The 19255-nt window shown below is 42.1% G+C and carries 14 protein-coding genes; 5 read left to right on the top strand and 9 right to left on the bottom strand.

Annotated features, from left to right (window positions below; genetic code table 11):
* Window positions 1-120: 120 nt before the first annotated feature.
* Genes J500_RS10595 through pilG form a run of 4 tightly spaced genes read right to left on the bottom strand, consistent with a single transcriptional unit; the run spans window position 121 to window position 3571 of the window.
* Window positions 121-2202 carry a methyl-accepting chemotaxis protein gene (locus J500_RS10595; RefSeq protein ID WP_004994949.1) on the bottom strand — a complete coding sequence of 694 codons (2082 nt, stop codon included), beginning with the start codon at window positions 2200-2202 and terminating at the stop codon, window positions 121-123.
* A gap of 47 nt (window positions 2203-2249) precedes the next feature.
* The gene (locus J500_RS10590) at window positions 2250-2786 is read right to left on the bottom strand and encodes a chemotaxis protein CheW (protein ID WP_004992475.1); all 537 of its coding nucleotides are present in this window, start codon (window positions 2784-2786) and stop codon (window positions 2250-2252) included.
* 5 nt (window positions 2787-2791) lie between these two features.
* Window positions 2792-3160, bottom strand: coding sequence for a response regulator (locus J500_RS10585; protein WP_004994951.1), 369 nt, complete (start codon window positions 3158-3160; stop codon window positions 2792-2794).
* A gap of 27 nt (window positions 3161-3187) precedes the next feature.
* On the bottom strand, window positions 3188-3571 hold the full coding sequence (gene pilG, locus J500_RS10580; RefSeq protein WP_004992473.1) for a twitching motility response regulator PilG: 384 nt from the start codon (window positions 3569-3571) through the stop codon (window positions 3188-3190).
* Between the two features lie 305 nt (window positions 3572-3876).
* Here pilG and J500_RS10575 point away from each other — a divergent pair, with 305 nt between their 5' ends.
* The 4 genes from J500_RS10575 (at window position 3877) to J500_RS10560 (ending at window position 10665) form a co-directional block, all read left to right on the top strand.
* A complete protein-coding gene (locus J500_RS10575) occupies window positions 3877-4524 on the top strand; it encodes a hypothetical protein (protein ID WP_004994953.1) in 648 nt (215 codons plus the stop codon).
* 60 nt (window positions 4525-4584) lie between these two features.
* Window positions 4585-5715: an efflux RND transporter periplasmic adaptor subunit gene (locus tag J500_RS10570; protein ID WP_004994955.1), complete on the top strand. Its 1131-nt coding sequence runs from the start codon at window positions 4585-4587 to the stop codon at window positions 5713-5715.
* A 28-nt stretch (window positions 5716-5743) separates the two neighbouring features.
* Window positions 5744-8845: an efflux RND transporter permease subunit gene (locus J500_RS10565; protein ID WP_004994958.1), complete on the top strand. Its 3102-nt coding sequence runs from the start codon at window positions 5744-5746 to the stop codon at window positions 8843-8845.
* Window positions 8846-8949: 104 nt separating this feature from the next.
* The gene (locus J500_RS10560; protein ID WP_004994960.1) at window positions 8950-10665 is read left to right on the top strand and encodes a proline--tRNA ligase; all 1716 of its coding nucleotides are present in this window, start codon (window positions 8950-8952) and stop codon (window positions 10663-10665) included.
* A gap of 126 nt (window positions 10666-10791) precedes the next feature.
* Here the strand turns inward: J500_RS10560 and J500_RS10555 are convergent, their stop codons facing one another.
* From J500_RS10555 to J500_RS10535, 5 genes are all read right to left on the bottom strand, one after another.
* On the bottom strand, window positions 10792-11277 hold the full coding sequence (locus tag J500_RS10555; protein WP_004994963.1) for a DUF934 domain-containing protein: 486 nt from the start codon (window positions 11275-11277) through the stop codon (window positions 10792-10794).
* On the bottom strand, window positions 11270-12913 hold the full coding sequence (locus tag J500_RS10550; RefSeq protein ID WP_034699546.1) for a nitrite/sulfite reductase: 1644 nt from the start codon (window positions 12911-12913) through the stop codon (window positions 11270-11272). Before J500_RS10550 ends, J500_RS10555 begins: the two co-directional genes overlap by 8 nt.
* Before the next feature lie 180 nt (window positions 12914-13093).
* Window positions 13094-15499, bottom strand: coding sequence for a glucose/quinate/shikimate family membrane-bound PQQ-dependent dehydrogenase (locus J500_RS10545; RefSeq protein ID WP_004994967.1), 2406 nt, complete (start codon window positions 15497-15499; stop codon window positions 13094-13096).
* 37 nt (window positions 15500-15536) lie between these two features.
* Window positions 15537-16778, bottom strand: a complete 1242-nt coding sequence (locus J500_RS10540; RefSeq protein WP_034699543.1) for a carbohydrate porin — start codon at window positions 16776-16778, stop codon at window positions 15537-15539.
* Window positions 16779-16901: 123 nt separating this feature from the next.
* Window positions 16902-18020 (bottom strand): CaiB/BaiF CoA transferase family protein, encoded by a 1119-nt coding sequence (locus J500_RS10535; protein WP_004994971.1) that lies wholly within the window; start codon window positions 18018-18020, stop codon window positions 16902-16904.
* Window positions 18021-18231: 211 nt separating this feature from the next.
* Between J500_RS10535 and J500_RS10530 the strand changes: the two genes are divergently transcribed.
* Window positions 18232-19242 carry an AraC family transcriptional regulator gene (locus tag J500_RS10530; protein ID WP_004992456.1) on the top strand — a complete coding sequence of 337 codons (1011 nt, stop codon included), beginning with the start codon at window positions 18232-18234 and terminating at the stop codon, window positions 19240-19242.
* The last annotated feature ends 13 nt before the right edge of the window (window positions 19243-19255 follow it).

Here is a 19255-nt window from a genome sequence, read left to right as displayed (position 1 = left end):
TTGATGGTGAAACTTGATCTACCACCATCACGCAAGTGACTTCCTTCTCAAGAAGCCATCTTGACGATGCATTTTTTAATTTGGGACATCCCGAAGTCCGCCCCAAAAGTCACTTCACGCTTATTCAGGTAACTTAAAGTCAGATACAGACTCACGCAATGACTCTGCCATATTGGCCAGTTCAGAAACCGAACGTGCCGTATCAAAAGTTGCAGTCGTGGTTTGTGAGGTAATTTCCTGTACGACATTCATGGTATTGGCAATATGACTCGCCGATGCAGACTGAAGTTTTGCAGCATTGGAAATGTTTGCAATCAATTTAGCCAAGTTGTTAGATACGCTTTGAATTTCATCAAGCGCAACCCCCGCATCTTTCGCCAAATTCGCACCACGCACCACCTCCGAAGTGGTCTGTTCCATAGAAATTACAGCTTCATTGGTATCGGTCTGAATGGTTTTAACCAAGCTTTCAATCTGTTTGGTTGCAGATGCAGAACGTTCTGCAAGACGCTGAACCTCATCGGCAACTACCGCAAAACCACGGCCCGCTTCCCCTGCCATCGATGCCTGAATTGCAGCATTCAATGCGAGAATGTTAGTTTGGTCGGCAATATCATTAATGAGCGAGACGATGTTCCCAATTTCTTGCGAAGACTCCCCCAAACGTTTAATACGTTTCGATGTTTCCTGAATCTGTTCTCGAATCGTATCCATACCCACAATCGAACGGTTTACAACGTCAGCACCATTGGATGCAATTTGTACCGAACGTTCCGCAACCTCTGCTGACTCAGCAGCGTTCGCAGATACCTGATCGATCGACACCGCCATTTCGTTAATCGCAGCAGATGCACCTGCAATTTCTTGTGCCTGATGCTCAGAAGCTTCTGCTAACTGATTGGTAATAGTCTGCGTATCTTGTGTATAACGTGCCACTTCCTGAGACGTGTCTGTAATACGAGATACCAGATCACGTAGTTGATCAATTGCGAAGTTGATCGAGTCAGCAATTGCACCAGTAAAATCTTCTGATACCGTTGCGTAAGAACGTAAATCACCATCAGCCAAATCGGCAATTTCATCAAGTAAACGTAAAATCGCATTTTGGTTACGGTCATATTCATCCTGTAAACGCGTTACACGATTTTTTTCCAACGAATTACGAATCGCCAATAAACGGGCAACGGATAAGATAAAACCTGTAAGGAACAGGAGTAATAAAACTGCTGGAATAACACTTGACCAGCCAGAGTCTGCTTTATCTGAAAGATTATTCAAAGATTTCAACATATCATCAGATTGAGAGAAAATCTGTGAAGACGCTTGGCGGACTTTTACAATCTGGTTGGCATTTTTAAATACCGTTGATGCTGCTGTTTTTAAAACTTCATCATACTCAGATTTAATACTATCGACAGATTCACGTAAACTTGGATCGCTAATACGTTCAACACCCAAGTCAGCACTACCATTTAACTGTGCATTTAAATAAGCACCAAAGGTTTCAATATCGGCACTAAAGTCATCTGCTGACGCACGGGCATTTTCTGTGCCCACCAATACAGAACTGATAGAACGTAAAATACGCTCTGCAATAAATACTTGGTTCTTGGCAATCACCACCTGACTACTTGGCATATTCAGACGAGCCATCTGATCTACCATCAGGTTATATTCTGCCTGAATCCCTGGAATCGACTCACCAATCGCAATATTGGTGTCATAGAGTTGATTGATCAGCTTTTGTTGAGACGTAATCAAATCCACATTGGTCGATACATTCTTCCAGAGTTGATCAACCTTCTTAAATTCCTCAGAAGATGCACCATAGATGTCCTGTACATTTTCCAGATTTTGCGCAAACTGTTCCTGCGATTTTTTCAGACTTGCAATTGCCTCAGGTGAACCTGATGCAGTTGACTCTGTCGCTTGTCGTGGAATAGTTTGAGACAATAAGCGCAGTTGCCCCAGACTACGAGTTAATTCATTATTCCGCGGTACACTATAAAATAAGTAAATCAACGTTATCGTTGATAGAAAAAGAAAAATAATCGCTGAATAAATGATCGGTCTCGTTTTTTTACTATCACCGAACATTTGTGAAATCAGCTCAATTTGAGCTTGAATCTTGGCAAAAAATGCAGAACCGTTTTTCTTACTCGCACTTTCAGCTGTGTTTTTCTTTTTTAGTTTAAAGCCCATACAGCTTCTCCCCTGAATACGCGTGATTTACTTAATTGCGTACGAATTTAATTTATAAATTTTGCTGAAGCATTCATATATTGTGGATTTTTCAGCAGCTGACTAAATAAAAAGACATGCCAACGTTGGTTATGCTGATAGAAATAACCTTGACAATAATCTTTTAATTTTTGATCCAGCTCATCACTTTTAGAAAAAAAGCTGTGCTTATTAAAGTGCTGAATACCCAAAACCTGATCTACAACTAAACCGACATAGTGGTCATTATGACTAATACATAACACTTTTTGGCTAGGCGAAAATGGAGCACGTTGCCCAGAGACAAAATGTGTTAAATCAGAAACTGAGAGTAGTCTTCCCCGAATATTCGCCAGCCCGCGCACCCAAGCTTGGGCATTTGGAACTGGGGTATATTTAGGAGGGTAAATGACTTCCATCACCTCCCCCAGAGGCGCAACAAAATATTGCCCCATCATCTCAAAGGCTATACCTGACCACCGGTTGACTTCATTTTGGTTAGAAGCGTAGCTTCGATTGCCACGTTTTGCCAATCGAAGCAATTCGATAAATCCATTAGCAGCCATGATGACTATTCCAGATTAAGGTGTTGTTTAATCACGTCCATAAGTTGGCTTTCTTCAATCGGTTTGGTCAGATAGTCACGTGCACCCTGACGTTTCCCCCAGACACGATCTGTTGCCTGATCTTTAGTACTCACGATCACCACTGGAATATGCTTGGTATTATCACCGCGACTAATTTCACGAGTCGCCTGAAAACCGTTGACCCCTGGCATTACGACATCCATCAACACCAAATCAGGCTGTTCAGCCTGTGCCATGGTCACCCCATCAGCGCCATTAGATGCTTCAATCACCTCAAAACCGTGTTTTGTTAATATTTCTCTAAAACGAAATGTTTCGGTTGGTGAATCATCTACAATTAAAATACGTGCCATTTTATGTCCCCAACACTTTTCTTTAATTTATGTATTTACGTGATTTCGAATAGCGTTTAATAATTCATCTTTACTAAAAGGCTTAGTCAAATATTCATCTGAACCGACAATGCGACCTTTGGCCTGATCGAATAAACCATCTTTACTCGATAGCATAATCACCGGAATATTTTGATAACTCTGTGAATTTTTGATCAATGCACAGGTCTGATAACCATCTAAACGCGGCATCATGATATCTACAAAAACGATATCAGGATTCGCTTCAGCTATTTTTGAGAGCGCCTCAAAGCCATCTACAGCAGTAATCACCTCACATCCTTCGCGTTGTAGTAACGTTTCGGCGGTTCGGCGAATGGTTTTTGAATCATCAATTACCATGACTTTAAGATTTTGAAATTTGTCTTCCATTTAATGATCCTTTCCCCATTTATTCATTACTAACAATAACTGAAACTAATTATAGCCGATGATTGGGGCTTTCATTGTTTTTACAGATTATGACCTTTTTTAACATATTATTACTTGCGGTTTCAATGAAGGTTTTTTCAAGCTAAAACACATTTTTTCTAAATATCACCAAACCAATCACATTTTAAAAGGACTTATGATTTTTTTTTGAGTTATTCCTATTTTTAATTGGATAAATTACAACTAATATAACCTTATTAATATTTAAAAATAAGTAATTTAGTCAAGTTTATTTGGGGAAAGTCATGAATAGTCGAGTGACTCATCGAAAGCTTCTGGAAGTATCCAAACAGATGACTCGTCATTTCATTATTATATGTGGTCTATTGTTATGGATGCCTTTGCTTTATGCGACCAATCCACAATCACATGCTGTATGGTATCGATATTACGATCAAAAAGGTATTGCCAATATTAGTAGTTCTGTAACACCTGCACATATCCGTTATGGTTATGAGGCTTTGGATCGCAATATGCAGGTGATTCGTCGTAATCGACCTTATAATGCAGAAGCCGATTTACGTCAGTCCACTCAACGTGAGGCACAAGCGCGGCAGCGTGAGCAAGATTTAAAACTTAAACGTGCTTATGGCAATGTAACTATTGCGACTGAAAAGCAAAATCAGGCTTTGTCTGGGATCAAAAAGCAAATCAAATCACAACAAGATCAATTGAGACAATTGCAAAGCGATCGTATTTTGTTTAAACGTCAGGAAATGGAATATCTACGCAAGGGCGAAAGTAGTATCCCGCAACGTCTAAAAGATCAACTCAATCAAAACGACCAGAATATGACCAGTCTTAAAAAAAATATCTCTAGTTTGCAAAATAACTACCGAACAACACAGGAACATTATTCCAACATTATTGAACGCTTAAAAACGCTGGAATAATCGTTATAATCCTGACACTAAATAAAACCATGAATGTCATTAACTTGAGGATGATTAGGCATGCACAAAGTGTCAAGCACTGCATTTTATATTACTGTACTGTGTTTAAGCTCTAGCTTTGTTCTCACTGCCTGTCATCGTTCTAGCACAGAATCGTCACAAGCCAATCAAACTGATAGCATTGAGATGATCCAGCAAGATCTGGTTCAGGTCTCAACAGGTGCGCTGGAACGTAAAACTGCGTTCACGGGTACGATTCGTGCTATTCAACAAAGCTCCATTCAGTCACAAGTTTCCGCAACAGCCACGCAAGTCAATGCCGATGTCGGACAGCAAGTGACAAAAAATCAGATTTTAGTGCGTTTAAATAATCAGGATAATGCTGCTCGTTTAGCACAAGCGCAGGCCAATCTGGCATCTGCTCAGGCTCAAGCTGAGCTATCACGCAATCTGATGCAGCGCAAAAAAAGACTTTTAGATCAGGGTTTTATTTCACGAGTTGAATATGAACAAAGTCAAGTTGACTATAAAGCCCAACTTGAAACAGTAAACGCTCAAAAAGCCAATTTAGACATTGCGCATAAAGCTGATCTGGATGGCATTATTCGCAGTCCGCTGACTGGTGTAATAACCAAACGAGAGGTTGAGCCTGGTCAAACGGTGACTTCAGGTCAAACTTTATTTGAAATTGTGAATCCTGAACAATTGGAAATTCAGGCCAAATTACCGCTTGAACAACAATCTGCTCTGCGTATTGGCAAAAAAATTCAATACACAATTCAGGGTAATTCAACACAATTCAATGCCGTTCTGACTCGTATTTCACCTGTAGCAGATCAAGTCAGCCGTCAAATCAAATTCTTTGCTCGACCGATTGAAAGCATCAACTCACTCAGTATTGGTGCTTTTGTCGAAGGTGTTATTTTAAATCAAGATCAAGTGCAGGGACAGATTATCCCATTGGACAGTATCCAAAGTCTGGATCACTCACCTTATGTGTGGGTTGTTCGTCAACAAAAACTGCATAAAATCAATATTCAGGTTGTGGAAAAACGTTTTGCCGAAAACAAAGCGGTGGTTACAGGTTTGCAAAATCATGACGCTGTCAGCCGAATTCAATTTGATAATGCCGATGAAAATAAATCAGTGGTATTTTCTAACCCAGATCAACCCGCAGTAAACAACAAATAAAAGAACGATTTTTTAGGACTCAATAGCGATGTGGTTTACCCGAATTAGTGTCAAATATCCTGTGTTTACCATTATGATGATGTTCTGTCTGATGGTATTGGGATTGGCATCATGGCAACGTATGGGGGTAGAAGAATTTCCTGATGTCGACTTTCCATTTGTCGTGGTCTATACCAATTATCCGGGTGCGTCCCCTGAAGCGGTTGAATCCGAGATTACAAAAAAACTGGAAGATCAGATCAATACAATTTCAGGTTTAAAACAGATTACTTCGCAGTCCAGTGAGGGACTGTCGATGATTATTGCCGAATTTAATCTGGATGTCCCTTCCAGTGTCGCTGCGCAAGACGTTCGCGATAAAATTGCTGTCGTTAAATCCAACTTTCGTGATGAAATCGAAGACCCTGTGGTTGAACGCTATGACCCCGCCAGTAATGCGATTATGTCAGTGGTGTTTGAATCAGGTTCGATGTCTTTGCGTGATTTTAGTTCTTATCTGGATCAGCGAATTTTACCGCAACTTAGAACGGTTCCTGGCGTAGGCACAGTCAATCTACTGGGAGATGCCCAGCGTCAGATCCGTATCGAAATCAATCCCCAACAACTACAAAGCTATGGCATTGGGATTGATCAGGTCATTAACACGTTAAAAAATGAAAATGTTGAAATTCCAGGCGGTACACTCAAACAACCTGACTCTGAGCTCGTGATCGAGATCCAATCCAAAGTGATCTATCCACATGGCTTTGGTGATTTGGTTGTTGCCAATAAAAATGGTACGCCGATCTATTTAAAACAAATCGCCAAAGTTGAAGATACTCAAGCTGACCTAGAAACAGGGGCTTATTTAAATGGTAAGGCTGCTGTTGCAGTTGATATTTTGCGGAGTTCCGATGCCAATGTGATTCAGGTCGTGGATAACACCTATAAAGTGCTGGAGAAAATTAAAACTCAACTTCCTCAAGGCGCCAGTTTAAATGTCGTGGTCGATAGCTCCAAAGGGATTCGCGCCTCCATTAAAGATGTTGCGCGTACCATTATTGAAGGTGCATTACTGGCTGTGCTGATTGTTTTACTGTTTTTAGGCTCTTTCCGCTCCACCATCATTACCGGTTTAACTCTCCCGATTGCCCTACTTGGAACCTTAACTTTTATCTGGGCGTTTGGATTTAGCATCAACATGATGACATTACTGGCATTGTCATTATGTATTGGTTTACTCATTGACGATGCCATCGTGGTACGCGAAAACATCGTGCGTCATGCAGAAATGGGCAAAGATCATGTGACTGCGGCATTGGATGGAACCAAAGAAATTGGACTGGCTGTTTTGGCAACCACACTGACCATTGTCGCAGTGTTTTTACCTGTGGCTTTTATGGGTGGCATTATTGGGCGTTTTTTCTATCAATTTGGGGTGACGGTCAGTACGGCTGTTCTCATCTCGATGTTTGTTAGTTTTACCCTTGACCCGATGCTATCGGCCCATTGGCAAGAGAAAAAAACCAATAAGCCACCCAGTCGGATGAAACGTTTTTTCCAATGGATTTCTCAAAAGCTCGACAACTTAAGTCATGTCTATGAGCATTTGCTCAAACTTGCCTTACGATTTCGTTTTATCACGATTTTAATTGCAATTGCATCGTTAATTGGGGCATTAGGCTTATCCAAACTTATTGGAACCGAATTTGTACCTACACCCGATAAAGGCGAGATTCGCATTAAATTTGAAACCCCAGTGGATGCCTCCTTGCAATACACTCAGGCTAAACTGAATCAGGTCAATCAAATCATTCGTCAGCACCATCAGGTCAAATCGACTTATGGCGTGGTCAACGGCATTACAGATCGTGGTAAAAACCATGCCAGCCTGAGGGTCACGGTAACGCCTAGAAATGAACGTAGCCAGACGCTGACCGAATTAAATAATGAATTTCGTGAACGTTTAAAACGGGTCGCTGGAATCACGGTTACCTCTGTCGCATCGGCAGATGAAACCGTATCTGGTGGACAAAAGCCCATTATGATCTCCATCAAAGGCCCTGATTTAGATGAGCTACAACATATTTCAGATCGTTTTATGGCTGAAATGGGAAAAATAAAAGGTGTAGTCGATCTTGAAAGCTCACTCAAAGAACCAAAACCCACTTTATCAATTCAGATTCATCGAGTATTGGCCAGTGATCTTGGGCTTTCTGTCAATCAAATCGCCAATACGATTCGACCACTGATCGCAGGAGATGATGTCACCACATGGCAAGACGAACGTGGTGAAACCTACGATGTCAATTTGCGTCTAGCTGAACATAGTCGTGCCTTACCAAGCGATTTGGAAAATCTTTATCTCACCTCGTCTAAAAACGATGCGAATGGACAACCAATTTTGGTGCCTTTTGCAACCGTCGCAAAGTTTGAGCAGACCTTAGGCGCGTCACAAATCAATCGACGTGATCTGGCACGTGAAGTGCTGGTTGAAGCCAATACCTCTGGTCGCCCTGCGGGTGATATTGGCAAGGACATTGATCAATTACAGAAGAACTTTAAACTGCCTGCTGGATATAGTTTTGATACCCAAGGTGCCAATGCCGATATGGCTGAATCGGCGGGGTATGCACTGACTGCCATTACTCTATCAATCGTGTTTATCTATATTGTACTCGGTTCACAATTTAACAGCTTTATCCATCCTGCTGCGATTATGGCATCCTTGCCTTTGTCTTTAATTGGGGTATTTCTGGCGTTATTTTTATTTCAAAGCACCATGAATTTGTTTTCGATTATTGGCATCATCATGTTGATGGGACTGGTCACCAAAAATGCGATTCTGTTGATTGATTTTATTAAAAAGGCGATGGATCGTGGTGAAACCCGTTATGATGCAATAATTCAGGCAGGTAAAACCCGTTTGCGCCCTATTTTGATGACCACCAGTGCGATGGTGATGGGCATGATTCCATTGGCTTTAGGGCTAGGCGAAGGCGGCGAACAAAGTGCGCCGATGGCACATGCCGTGATTGGTGGGGTGATCACGTCTACCCTACTGACTCTAGTGGTAGTGCCTGTGATTTTTACCTATTTGGACGATTTGAAAAATTTCTTGTTGCGCCAAACCCGTAAATTAATGTCATAATCTGGGCTTTGTTGAATGAGGTGAAATATTCATCTCATTTTTTATCGTATAATCTTGTGTTTTTATCGTGCTCTATTTCAGAGCCAACTTTTAGGACAGTTTCCATGCGCGCAAGCCGCTTTTTATTTGCAACGTTAAGAGAAACCCCAAATGATGCAGAAGTGATTTCGCATCAGCTCATGTTACGAGCTGGGATGATTCGTAAATTGGCTTCAGGTTTATACACTTGGCTGCCGATGGGTGTACGTGTGTTAAATAAAGTTGAAGCGATTGTACGCGAAGAAATGGATCGTTCAGGCGCACTAGAAGTGTTTATGCCCGTGACTCAGCCCGCAAGTCTATGGGAAGAATCGGGTCGTTATGTACAATATGGTCCAGAGCTGTTACGTTTTAAAGATCGTCATGATAATCCGTTTGTGCTTGGCCCAACCCATGAAGAAGTGATTACCGATCTGGCACGTAACGAACTGAAAAGTTATAAGCAATTACCTGTTAATTTCTATCAGATTCAAACCAAATTCCGTGATGAAATCCGTCCACGTTTTGGGGTGATGCGCTCACGTGAATTTATTATGAAAGATGCCTACTCTTTCCATGTGGATCAGGCATCTTTACAAGAAACTTATGACAATATGTATGACACCTATTGCCGTATTTTCACACGTTTGGGACTCAATTTCCGTCCTGTACAAGCCGACACAGGTTCAATTGGTGGTTCAGGTTCGCACGAGTTTCATGTTCTGGCAGACAGTGGCGAAGACGATATCGTATTTTCGACTGAATCCGATTACGCCGCCAATGTTGAAAAAGCTGAAGCGGTACTCGTCGGTGAACGCGCTGCACCGACACAAGCCTTAACGATTGTAGACACGCCAAATCAGAAAGCCATTGCTGATGTCTGCGCATTTTTAAAAGCAGATGCTAAACAGTCGGTTAAAGCCTTACTGGTACAGGGCAATGCTGATGAAAAAGGTAACATCCCTGTGATTGCGCTATTTTTGCGTGGTGATCATGAGCTGAATGAGATTAAGGCAGAGCACCATCCTTTAATTGCAGCACCTTTAACTTTTGCCACTGAAACGCAACTCCAAGAGCTCGGCTTAACTGCGGGCTACGTTGGCCCTCAAGGCTTAGTTGAAAAAGGCGTGACTGTGATTGTAGATCGCGCTGCATCTGTATTATCTGACTTTATTGCAGGCGCAAATGAAGCTGATAAACATGCTACAGGTGTGAACTGGGAACGTGATGCACAGTTCAGCGAAGTTTATGATCTGCGTAATGTGGTCGATGGTGATCCATCTCCAGACGGCAAAGGTGTACTGCAAATCAAACGGGGGATCGAAGTCGGACATATTTTCCAACTTGGACAAAAGTATTCTGAAGCGCTGAACTGTACCGTTTTGGGTGACGATGGAAAACCACTTACCGTCACTATGGGCTGTTATGGTATTGGCGTGACACGTGTTGTCGCATCTGCCATTGAACAAAACTATGATGACAAAGGCATCATCTGGGCTTCTGCAATTGCACCGTTTGAAATTGCCATTGTGCCAATGAATGCGCACAAATCACCAAAAACACTGGAAGCCGCAGAAGCGTTGTATGCTGAGTTACAAGCGCAAGGCTATGATGTCCTTCTGGACGATCGTAATGAACGACCTGGGGTTAAATTCTCGGATCTTGAATTGACAGGTATTCCACATCGTATTGTGATTGGTGAAAAAGGTTTGGACGCTGGAACCTTTGAATATAAAGGCCGTACCGATGCTGAATCTATCAATTTAAGCAAAGAAGAATTACTGGCGAAGTTACAAGCTTAATCTTCATAAGGTAAAAATAAACCGTACGCTGAAATATCAGAGTACGGTTTTTTTATCATCTCAAAATAGCTCAAACAAAAAAGCCAAACCGAAGTTTAGCTTTTCTATCAAATCTCACCGAGCGAATTATGCGCCAGTTTGATATTCCGCTTGAGCTACCGCTGTTGAAGCTTGATACGGATGTTTAAAATCATTTAACCCCGCCGCAGCCTCATGAATATCCTTACCTTCTTTCACCACAAAGCTATCAAAGCCAGAACGCTTTAAATAATTCAGGACATCTTTAAAAATATCACCTACCGCACGCAATTCGCCTTGATAACCTTGACGGCGTAACAGCGCAGCAAAGGAATAACCACGACCATCATTGAAACCCGCAAATTCAATCAAAATTGCATCTAAATCAGACAATGGAAATTCGTGTGTTTCAGGAGAATCATCTACAGTGATATACAGCGCTTTTTTGCCCTGAATATTCTCCAGTTGATCGAGTTGCGCTGTGGTCACAACGACATCACCTTGAGGAACAATCCCATCTTCAGCGATCAGTTGATAGGTATTATCTACGATCGTGCCATCTTTAAGCAGCACCTGTAAGGCTGGATTAAGCATATGCACGCTCCTTAAATGGTTGAATGCCGACACGACGATACGTATCAATAAAGCGTTCTTCGCCAGTACGTAAATCGAGATAGGTATTCAAAATTTCTTCGATTACATCAGGAATAACATCTGCTGCAAATGATGGTCCTAAAATATCACCAATCGAAGCATCATGATCTGAGTTTCCACCTAACGTGATTTGATAGAATTCAGCACCTTTTTTATCGACACCCAAAATCCCGATATTCCCGACGTGATGATGACCGCAGGCATTCATACAACCCGAGATATTTAAATCCAGTTGACCCAGATTATAAATGGTATCTAAATCTTCAAAACGGCGGGGAATCGCTTCTGAAATTGGAATCGATTTCGCATTCGCCAATGAACAGAAATCACCGCCCGGGCAGCAAATAATATCGGTCAGGAAACCAATATGCGCACGTGCCATGTCATTCTGCTCAAGCGTTTGCCACAATTCAAATAAGTCTTTTTGTGGAACATCGGCCAAAGAAATGTTTTGTTCATGCGTGGTGCGCAGTTCACCAAAGGTGTATTTGTCAGCCAAATCGGCAATCAAATTCATCTCTGCGGTGGTCATATCACCCGGCGCAACCCCTGCACGTTTTAGATTAATGGTGACAATACGATAACCTTTAACCTTATGGGCATTGGTATTGACATTAAACCATTGTTTAAATTTAGGATGCTCAGCAAATAAGGCTGTAAAATCCTGATCTTCAAAGTTTTGATAGTCAAATGGTGTGAATACCTCATCCAGTTTTTTCAAGGTTTCTGGCTGGATTTTTAGAGGCTCACGCGTATGTGCAAATTCTGCTTCAACTTTTTCAGCAAACACTTCTGGAGTTAAAGCTTTCACTAAAATCTTGATGCGTGCTTTATATTTATTATCACGGCGACCATGCAAGTTATACACACGCAATACCGCTTCCAAATACGCAATGAGATCTTCACGTGGTAAAAATTCACGAATAAAGCTACCGATGACTGGGGTACGACCTAAACCACCACCGACTTTGATTCTATAACCAACTTCGCCTGCTTCATTTTTGACGATATAGACACCAATATCATGAAACGAGGTTGCCGCGCGGTCTTTTTCTTCCAATGCAGACACTGCAATTTTGAATTTACGTGGCAAGAATGCAAACTCAGGATGGAAAGTACTCCACTGACGGATCAATTCACAAGTCGGACGTGGATCAGCAATTTCTCCCGCGACCACACCTGCATATTGGTCAGTAGTGGTGTTACGAATACAGTTCCCACTGGTTTGAATGGCATGCATTTGTACAGTAGCCAGTTCAGCCAGAATATCAGGCACGTCTTCTAGCGCAGGCCAGTTCAACTGAATATTTTGACGTGTTGAAACGTGTGCGTAACCACGGTCATATTCCGTCGAAATCTCGGCAATTTTACGTAATTGTTTTGAGTTCATTAAGCCATACGGCACAGCAATACGAAGCATTGGCGCGTAACGTTGTACATAAAGACCGTTTTGCAGACGCAATGGACGGTATTCATCTTCAGTAAGCTTTCCAGCAAGATAGCGTTCTGTTTGATCGCGGAACTGAGCAACACGTTCATTGACCAGTTGTTGATCGAAATCAGTATATAAATACATGGCGTATGGCTAGTAGATTCATGGTAAAGGCGGATAGCATAACGAGCTTTGATTCATCAACAAAATGCTTTTTTTGGATATTTAATAACGATTTTATTGATAAGACGTTTTATTGCGGCTTTTATATGAAAAAGCCCAGAGTTAATCTGAGCTTTTCCATTTATTTAACCATGTTGCTCGTTATTTGGCATCAGGTAAAGCATAGGCCACTAGATAGTCCCCCATCTTGGTGCCAAATGAACCATGACCACCCGCCATAATCACCACATATTGTTTACCATTGATCTCATAAGTCATGGGTGTTGCCTGCCCGCCTGCTGGCAAACGTGCTTCCCAAAGTTGTTTACCATTACTCACATTAAATGCACGTAAATAGTTATCCTGAGTTGCGCCCACAAACATGACATTTCCTGCTGTGGAAATCGAACCACCTAGACCCGGCACACCAATTTTAACTGCTGGTAACTGGAACAGATTTGGCAAGCTGTCACGAATCGTTCCAATCCGTTTTTTCCATACTACTTGATGGGTGTTTAAATCCACACCCGCCACATAGCCCCAAGCAGGTTGTTTACACGGCAAACCAATTGGAGAAAGGAACGCACTGATTTCAACACCGTATGGAACACCATACATTGGTTGAACACCTTGCTCCGTTCCCGCACCTTTGGCTGTTTCCGCACGGCTTGGATCCTCTGGGATTAGACGACTCACAAATGGCAAGCCAATTGGATTCATGACCGCAACCTGACGGTCAGGGTTCACCGAAATACCGCCCCATTCAAACACGCCAAGATTACCCGGGAAAACCAACGTACCATTTTCAGAGGGTGGTGTATAAATACCATCATAATTCAACCGTTTAAATTGAATACGGCAGACCAGTTGATCAAACATCGTACCACCCCACATATCTTTATCTGTGAGCTTGTTTTGTGGTGCTAAATCTAGATCAGAGAAAGGCTGGGTTGCTGAATAATGTTCGCCTTTGGTTTGAGGTCCACGTTTTACGGTTTGTGGTACAGGACGTTCAGTAATTGGCACAATCGCCTTACCATCACGGCGATCCAGTACAAAGACATTACCTGTTTTGGTGGTGACATAGACCGCAGGCACCATTTGACCTGATTTATCTTTTACATCGGCCAATGTTGGTTGTGATGGTACGTCCATATCCCACAAATCATGATGTGTGGTTTGGAAATGCCAAATTAATTTCCCAGTCGAAGCATTTATGGCTAATACAGAGTTGGCATAACGCTCTTTCAGCGCAGTACGATCACCTCCCCAGATATCAGGCGTACCCACACCTGTTGGCACAAAAACCACATCTGCTTTGGCATCATAAGCAAGTGGAGCCCATGCGTTTGGAGAGTTATGAACAAAAGTCTGACCCGGCGCAGGAATTGCATTTGGATCTTCTGCACCTGTATCAAATACCCAAAGCAGTTTGCCTGTATTGACGTCATAACCACGAATTACGCCAGACGGCTCTTTGCTTGAGTAGTTATCGGTGACAGAACCCGCAATCACAATTGTTGTTCCTGTGACAACTGGTGGAGAAGTTGGGTTATAACCCCCTGGATAGGCATAAGGCATATCTTTTTGAAGATCAACCTGACCATTCGTACCGAAGTCAGAACATGCTTTGCCCGTGTCTGCATTGACCGCAACCAAACGACCATCATTGACGGGTAAAATGATCTTACGTGGACATTCCGTTGAACTCGATGTTTTGTTTTGCAAACTGGTCGCAAAACCATCGGTATTGGCTGCATCAAAATAAGAAACACCACGACAGGTTAAATGCTGATACGTTTTATCTGCTTTTAGTTTTGGATCAAAGCGCCATTTTTCTTTACCTGTTGCAGGATCTAAAGCAATCAACCATTGATGTGTGGTACACATATACATGTCATTGCCAATTTTGATTGGCGTGACCTGATTGGTCGTTTCTCCAGAGTCATTGCCACTTTTTAAATCGCCAGTACGAAATGTCCAAGCCACTTTTAAATCTTTGACATTTTGTTCATTAATTTGATTGAGTGGTGAATAACGAACACCTGCTTGGGTACGCCCATAAGCTGGCCAGTCTTGTTCAGCCACACCATCCACTTTTTGAGCAGTTGCAGGTTGTTGATTTTGAATAACCCCATTAATTTCCTGTGGATCATTAAAAATCGAATACACCATTACCGCAATGGCAATGACCAGTGTTGAAGACAATACAATCTTGCTTGGCGCAACATTGACCATACCGCGGGTAATGGCTGGAATAAGCAACCACAAACCGAACAACCCTAAAATATCTAAACGTGGTGCAAGTGCCCAGAAGTCTGTTCCGACTTCCCATATCGCCCAGATAGTTGTACCCAGCATGAGTGCTGCATATAACCAGATTGCTGAAACAGAACGCTTGCCAAGCAAAATTGCAAAGGCAATAAACAATAGTCCTATTACTACATAATAGAAAGACCCACCTAAAAAGGTAAGCCAGAGACCTCCAGCGAGCAGGACCAGCCCAAATACCATGGCAATAATCACGGTAAAGGTTCTGAGCCCTGAGTGTGAAGATGGTTGAGTCATAATACCACCCTATTCATTTGTGTTTTTTATATAGAAATTAAAACGCTGTTTGCAATTTAATGCCGCCAACCCATGTGTTATCGCCATTTTTATAGGCACCTACATGACGTACGTATTGAATATTTGGACGAATGGTTAACCAATTATTGGCATGAATACCGTAATAAAGCTCAGTATTATATTCTTCATCCTGATCGGTATCTAAATCACCGTTCACCTCAATACGCGCAAAACCAATCGCGACATCATCTTGTGGACGTTGCTCAAATGGCCCTTTATAAACGAGGCCGATATTTTGCATATTTTTAACCGTATTGGTATCCGAATCATGCAGCGTGAGGTTAATAAATCCACTCAGACCGCGATCTGATTGATCATTCACTCGAGTAAGCTGTTGTTTGGCAACCAACCAGCCACCTTGTTTATGTGACGTTTGTTGTGGATGATTAATTTCTGCGGCATCCGAAGTACTGTAATAATAGCCCAGACGGTATTCGCCATTGAGTGCTTGTGTACCCCATTTCGGAGACCAAACCACCTCAGCAGGAATAATCGCGCCATGTGAACCATCGGTACTCAGGTTAAAACCTTTACCGCGCTCCAGATTTTCTGGGTTGTATTCATATACCCCAATTTGAGTATATAAATTGGGCTGCCAATTGTATTTAACGCGTAATGCCCACTGACTCACTGGCCAGTTATACCATTGATCGCCGACCCAGTTACCCACTTGCGAACCACATAAAGCAAGGTTTTGAAAATCGCAGTCGAAACTATTAAAGTCTTCGCCCTCACCAAAACGACCAACTTTAATATCCAGCGCCTGATCAAAAAATTTCTTTTTAATCCAGAGGTCAGTTAAACGCCAAGTTTGACCACGTCCCCAGATTTCCTGTGTTGAACTTAAATGTCCATCTAGCGCAGGTGAAGTTTGAGACAGTGAATGCCCATTACGTTCAGTTATGGTGATTTGTGCTTCAGTATCCTCCCAACCTGCGATTTTGCTGAGATCAAGATGCGCACCCAATGAGAATTGATCGGCATATTCTGTACCATGATTCGAGGTTTTTTTTGAATCCAGAACATTTGCCAATTCGCCCGTATAACCTAAACTTAAGTCATATCCTTGTTGCTGTAACTCAGTACGTTTTCCATTCCAATCACCAAACATCCACGGACTTGATGAATCAAATGCGGATGCAGCGTGCGAGGTTTGAGCAAAAATACTGAGCGATAAAACAGATAAACAAGAAACAACTAAAGATGAATTAATTGTCATGTTTACGTAACCTTTTTATATATTTATGCGATAAAGATTACGATAATTCAAAGCATAACAATTTATTCAAAATGTTAATTGTTTGATTAAAATCACTTTTATTGTAGCTATTCGTTTAATTTGTCACCATTTCCCATCCCCTAAGCCCTGCCCAATAAAATCATAGCGTGGTTGTGATCTTGAAAATTTAATCGGGCAAGCCAACTGAGGTTCAGTTTGATCAGTTTGTTCAGATAACGGCACATCGACCACCCAACCTCGCTCAACAGCAAGAGGGGTATGCAATGCTTCTTCTAAACTTAAAACAGGTTCAACACAGACATCTAACCCAGCAAATACATGATGCCAATGCGCATAATCTTGGGTTTTAAATTGATCTGCCAATGCTTGTTTAACCAATTGTCGATCTTCTGGATGAAATGATGCCCCTTTTTCTAATAAAATGGGTAAATCCAGTGCCGCTGCAAGTCCTGTCATAAATTGTGGTTCAAGACTACCTACTGACATATAGCGCCCATCTTTGGTTAGATAATAGTCATAAAAACTACCGCCATTTAATATCGCCTGCTCAGGTTGCTGCACAACATCTGCTGCCAGACTTGCCGAAGCTGCCATACTATTAAGCCCCGCCACACAATCGGTCATGGAAATATCAATATATTGCCCTTGTCCACTTTGACTCCGCTCTACCACAGCCGCCAAAATACCAATCACCGCATGTAACGAACCGCCTGCCACATCGGCAATCTGAATCCCCAATGGCGGTGGCCCGCTCTGTACCCGCCCACTATGTCCCATAATGCCAGACAAGGCTAAATAATTAATGTCATGCCCTGCCCGATCCTTATAACTGCCTGTTTGCCCATATCCCGTGATGGAACAATAAATAAGGCGAGGGTTGATCGCCGACAATGTGGCGTAGTCCAGCCCAAGTCGTCGCATGACATCAGGACGAAATTGTTCAACTACAATATCAAATTCTGAAATTTTCGATTTAATCAAATCAATACTGGCAGGATCCTTCAAATCGAGTGCAATCGATTGTTTGTTACGGTTGAGATAGCTATGCGATGTGGCTTGACCATTGGCATAAGGCGGCATAATCCGAACCAGATCAGGCCGACTTGGTGACTCAATATGAATCACTTCTGCCCCCATATCCGCCAGATACATCGTGGCAAATGGCCCCGGTAACAATGTTGAAAAATCCAGTATTTTCAGTCCGTTTAATGCCGTTGTCATGCTTATTTTCATCCTAAAACTATTGTCTTTTTAGTCATCTTAGGGATATAAAAGAATCAAAACAATGTCATGTTCAGCCATTTACCTTGATCATTTCGGCAATTTAACATGTAAAAAGTGATTTGCTGTTGTTGTAAATCGCCAATTGAACATTTTTTAGAGTCATTTAGGTCAATCAAAAGTGAACATAAAAGAGACTGAAGGATTTAACATGAGTCGCGATACCATTAGTATCCATTTCGTGAATGCGGCTTTGACTGGTGTTAAACGCCTAGGCATGGATGTCGAAACCCTGCTTTCGCATGTTGGGATTGAAGCAGAATTATTACGTCAACCCAAAGCGCGTATTTCACCAGAACAGTACACTCGTTTTATCAAAATGCTCTGGATGGTCACTCAGGATGAGCATGTTGGCTTTGATGTTCAACCACGCCGTTTAGGCACTTTTGCCATTATGTGCCAGTTGATTATTCATGCAAAGACACTAGGCGAAGCACTAGATTTATCTTCTCAATTTTATAAACTTTTTGGTGATGAGTGGTCGGTCACTTTAGAACGTGACAAACATGAAGCGCGTCTGGTACCGATGATTCCTAAAAGTCTGGATCCTGATCATTTTATTACCGAAAGTATGCTAATGATCTGGCATGGTTTGGCTTCGTGGTTGATTGAACGTCGTTTGCCACTTGAACGGGTTCATTTTGGTTATCCTCGTCCTGCACATGCCGATGAATACGACGCATTATTTTTTGCCCCTGTGATGCAATTTGACATGCCACGTACCGAAATCACCTTTGCGGCAGATTATCTGGATTTACCGATTCGCCAAAATGAGAAAACACTAGAAGAATTTTTAAAAGCTGCACCTGCGCAGCTTTTGGTCAAATTTAAAAACACCAATTCTCTGACTTCACGCATCCGTGATGTCCTTAAAAGTCAGATTGGTGAGGAAATGCCAACGCTTAATGATGTGGCATCTATGCTTTATCTTTCTCCGCAAACACTGCGCCGCCGTCTGGCTGCGGAAGGTAAAAGTTATCAAGGTGTCAAAGATGCTTTGCGTCGAGATGCCGCCATTCACTTGTTGCTAAATCCAGATTTGACCCTTGAAGATGTTGCGCAACAGGTTGGATTTAGTGAAACCAGCACCTTCCACCGTGCCTTTAAAAAATGGACTGGGGTTACGCCAGGTTTATATCGACAATTACACGGTTATCATTAAGGTTTAGCTTTGT

The sequence above is a fragment of the Acinetobacter sp. 479375 genome (genome assembly GCF_000581715.1).
GTDB lineage: Bacteria > Pseudomonadota > Gammaproteobacteria > Pseudomonadales > Moraxellaceae > Acinetobacter > Acinetobacter ursingii.
The sequence above is the reverse complement of the archived record's forward strand: the minus strand, read 5'-3'. Positions and strand labels throughout refer to the sequence as shown.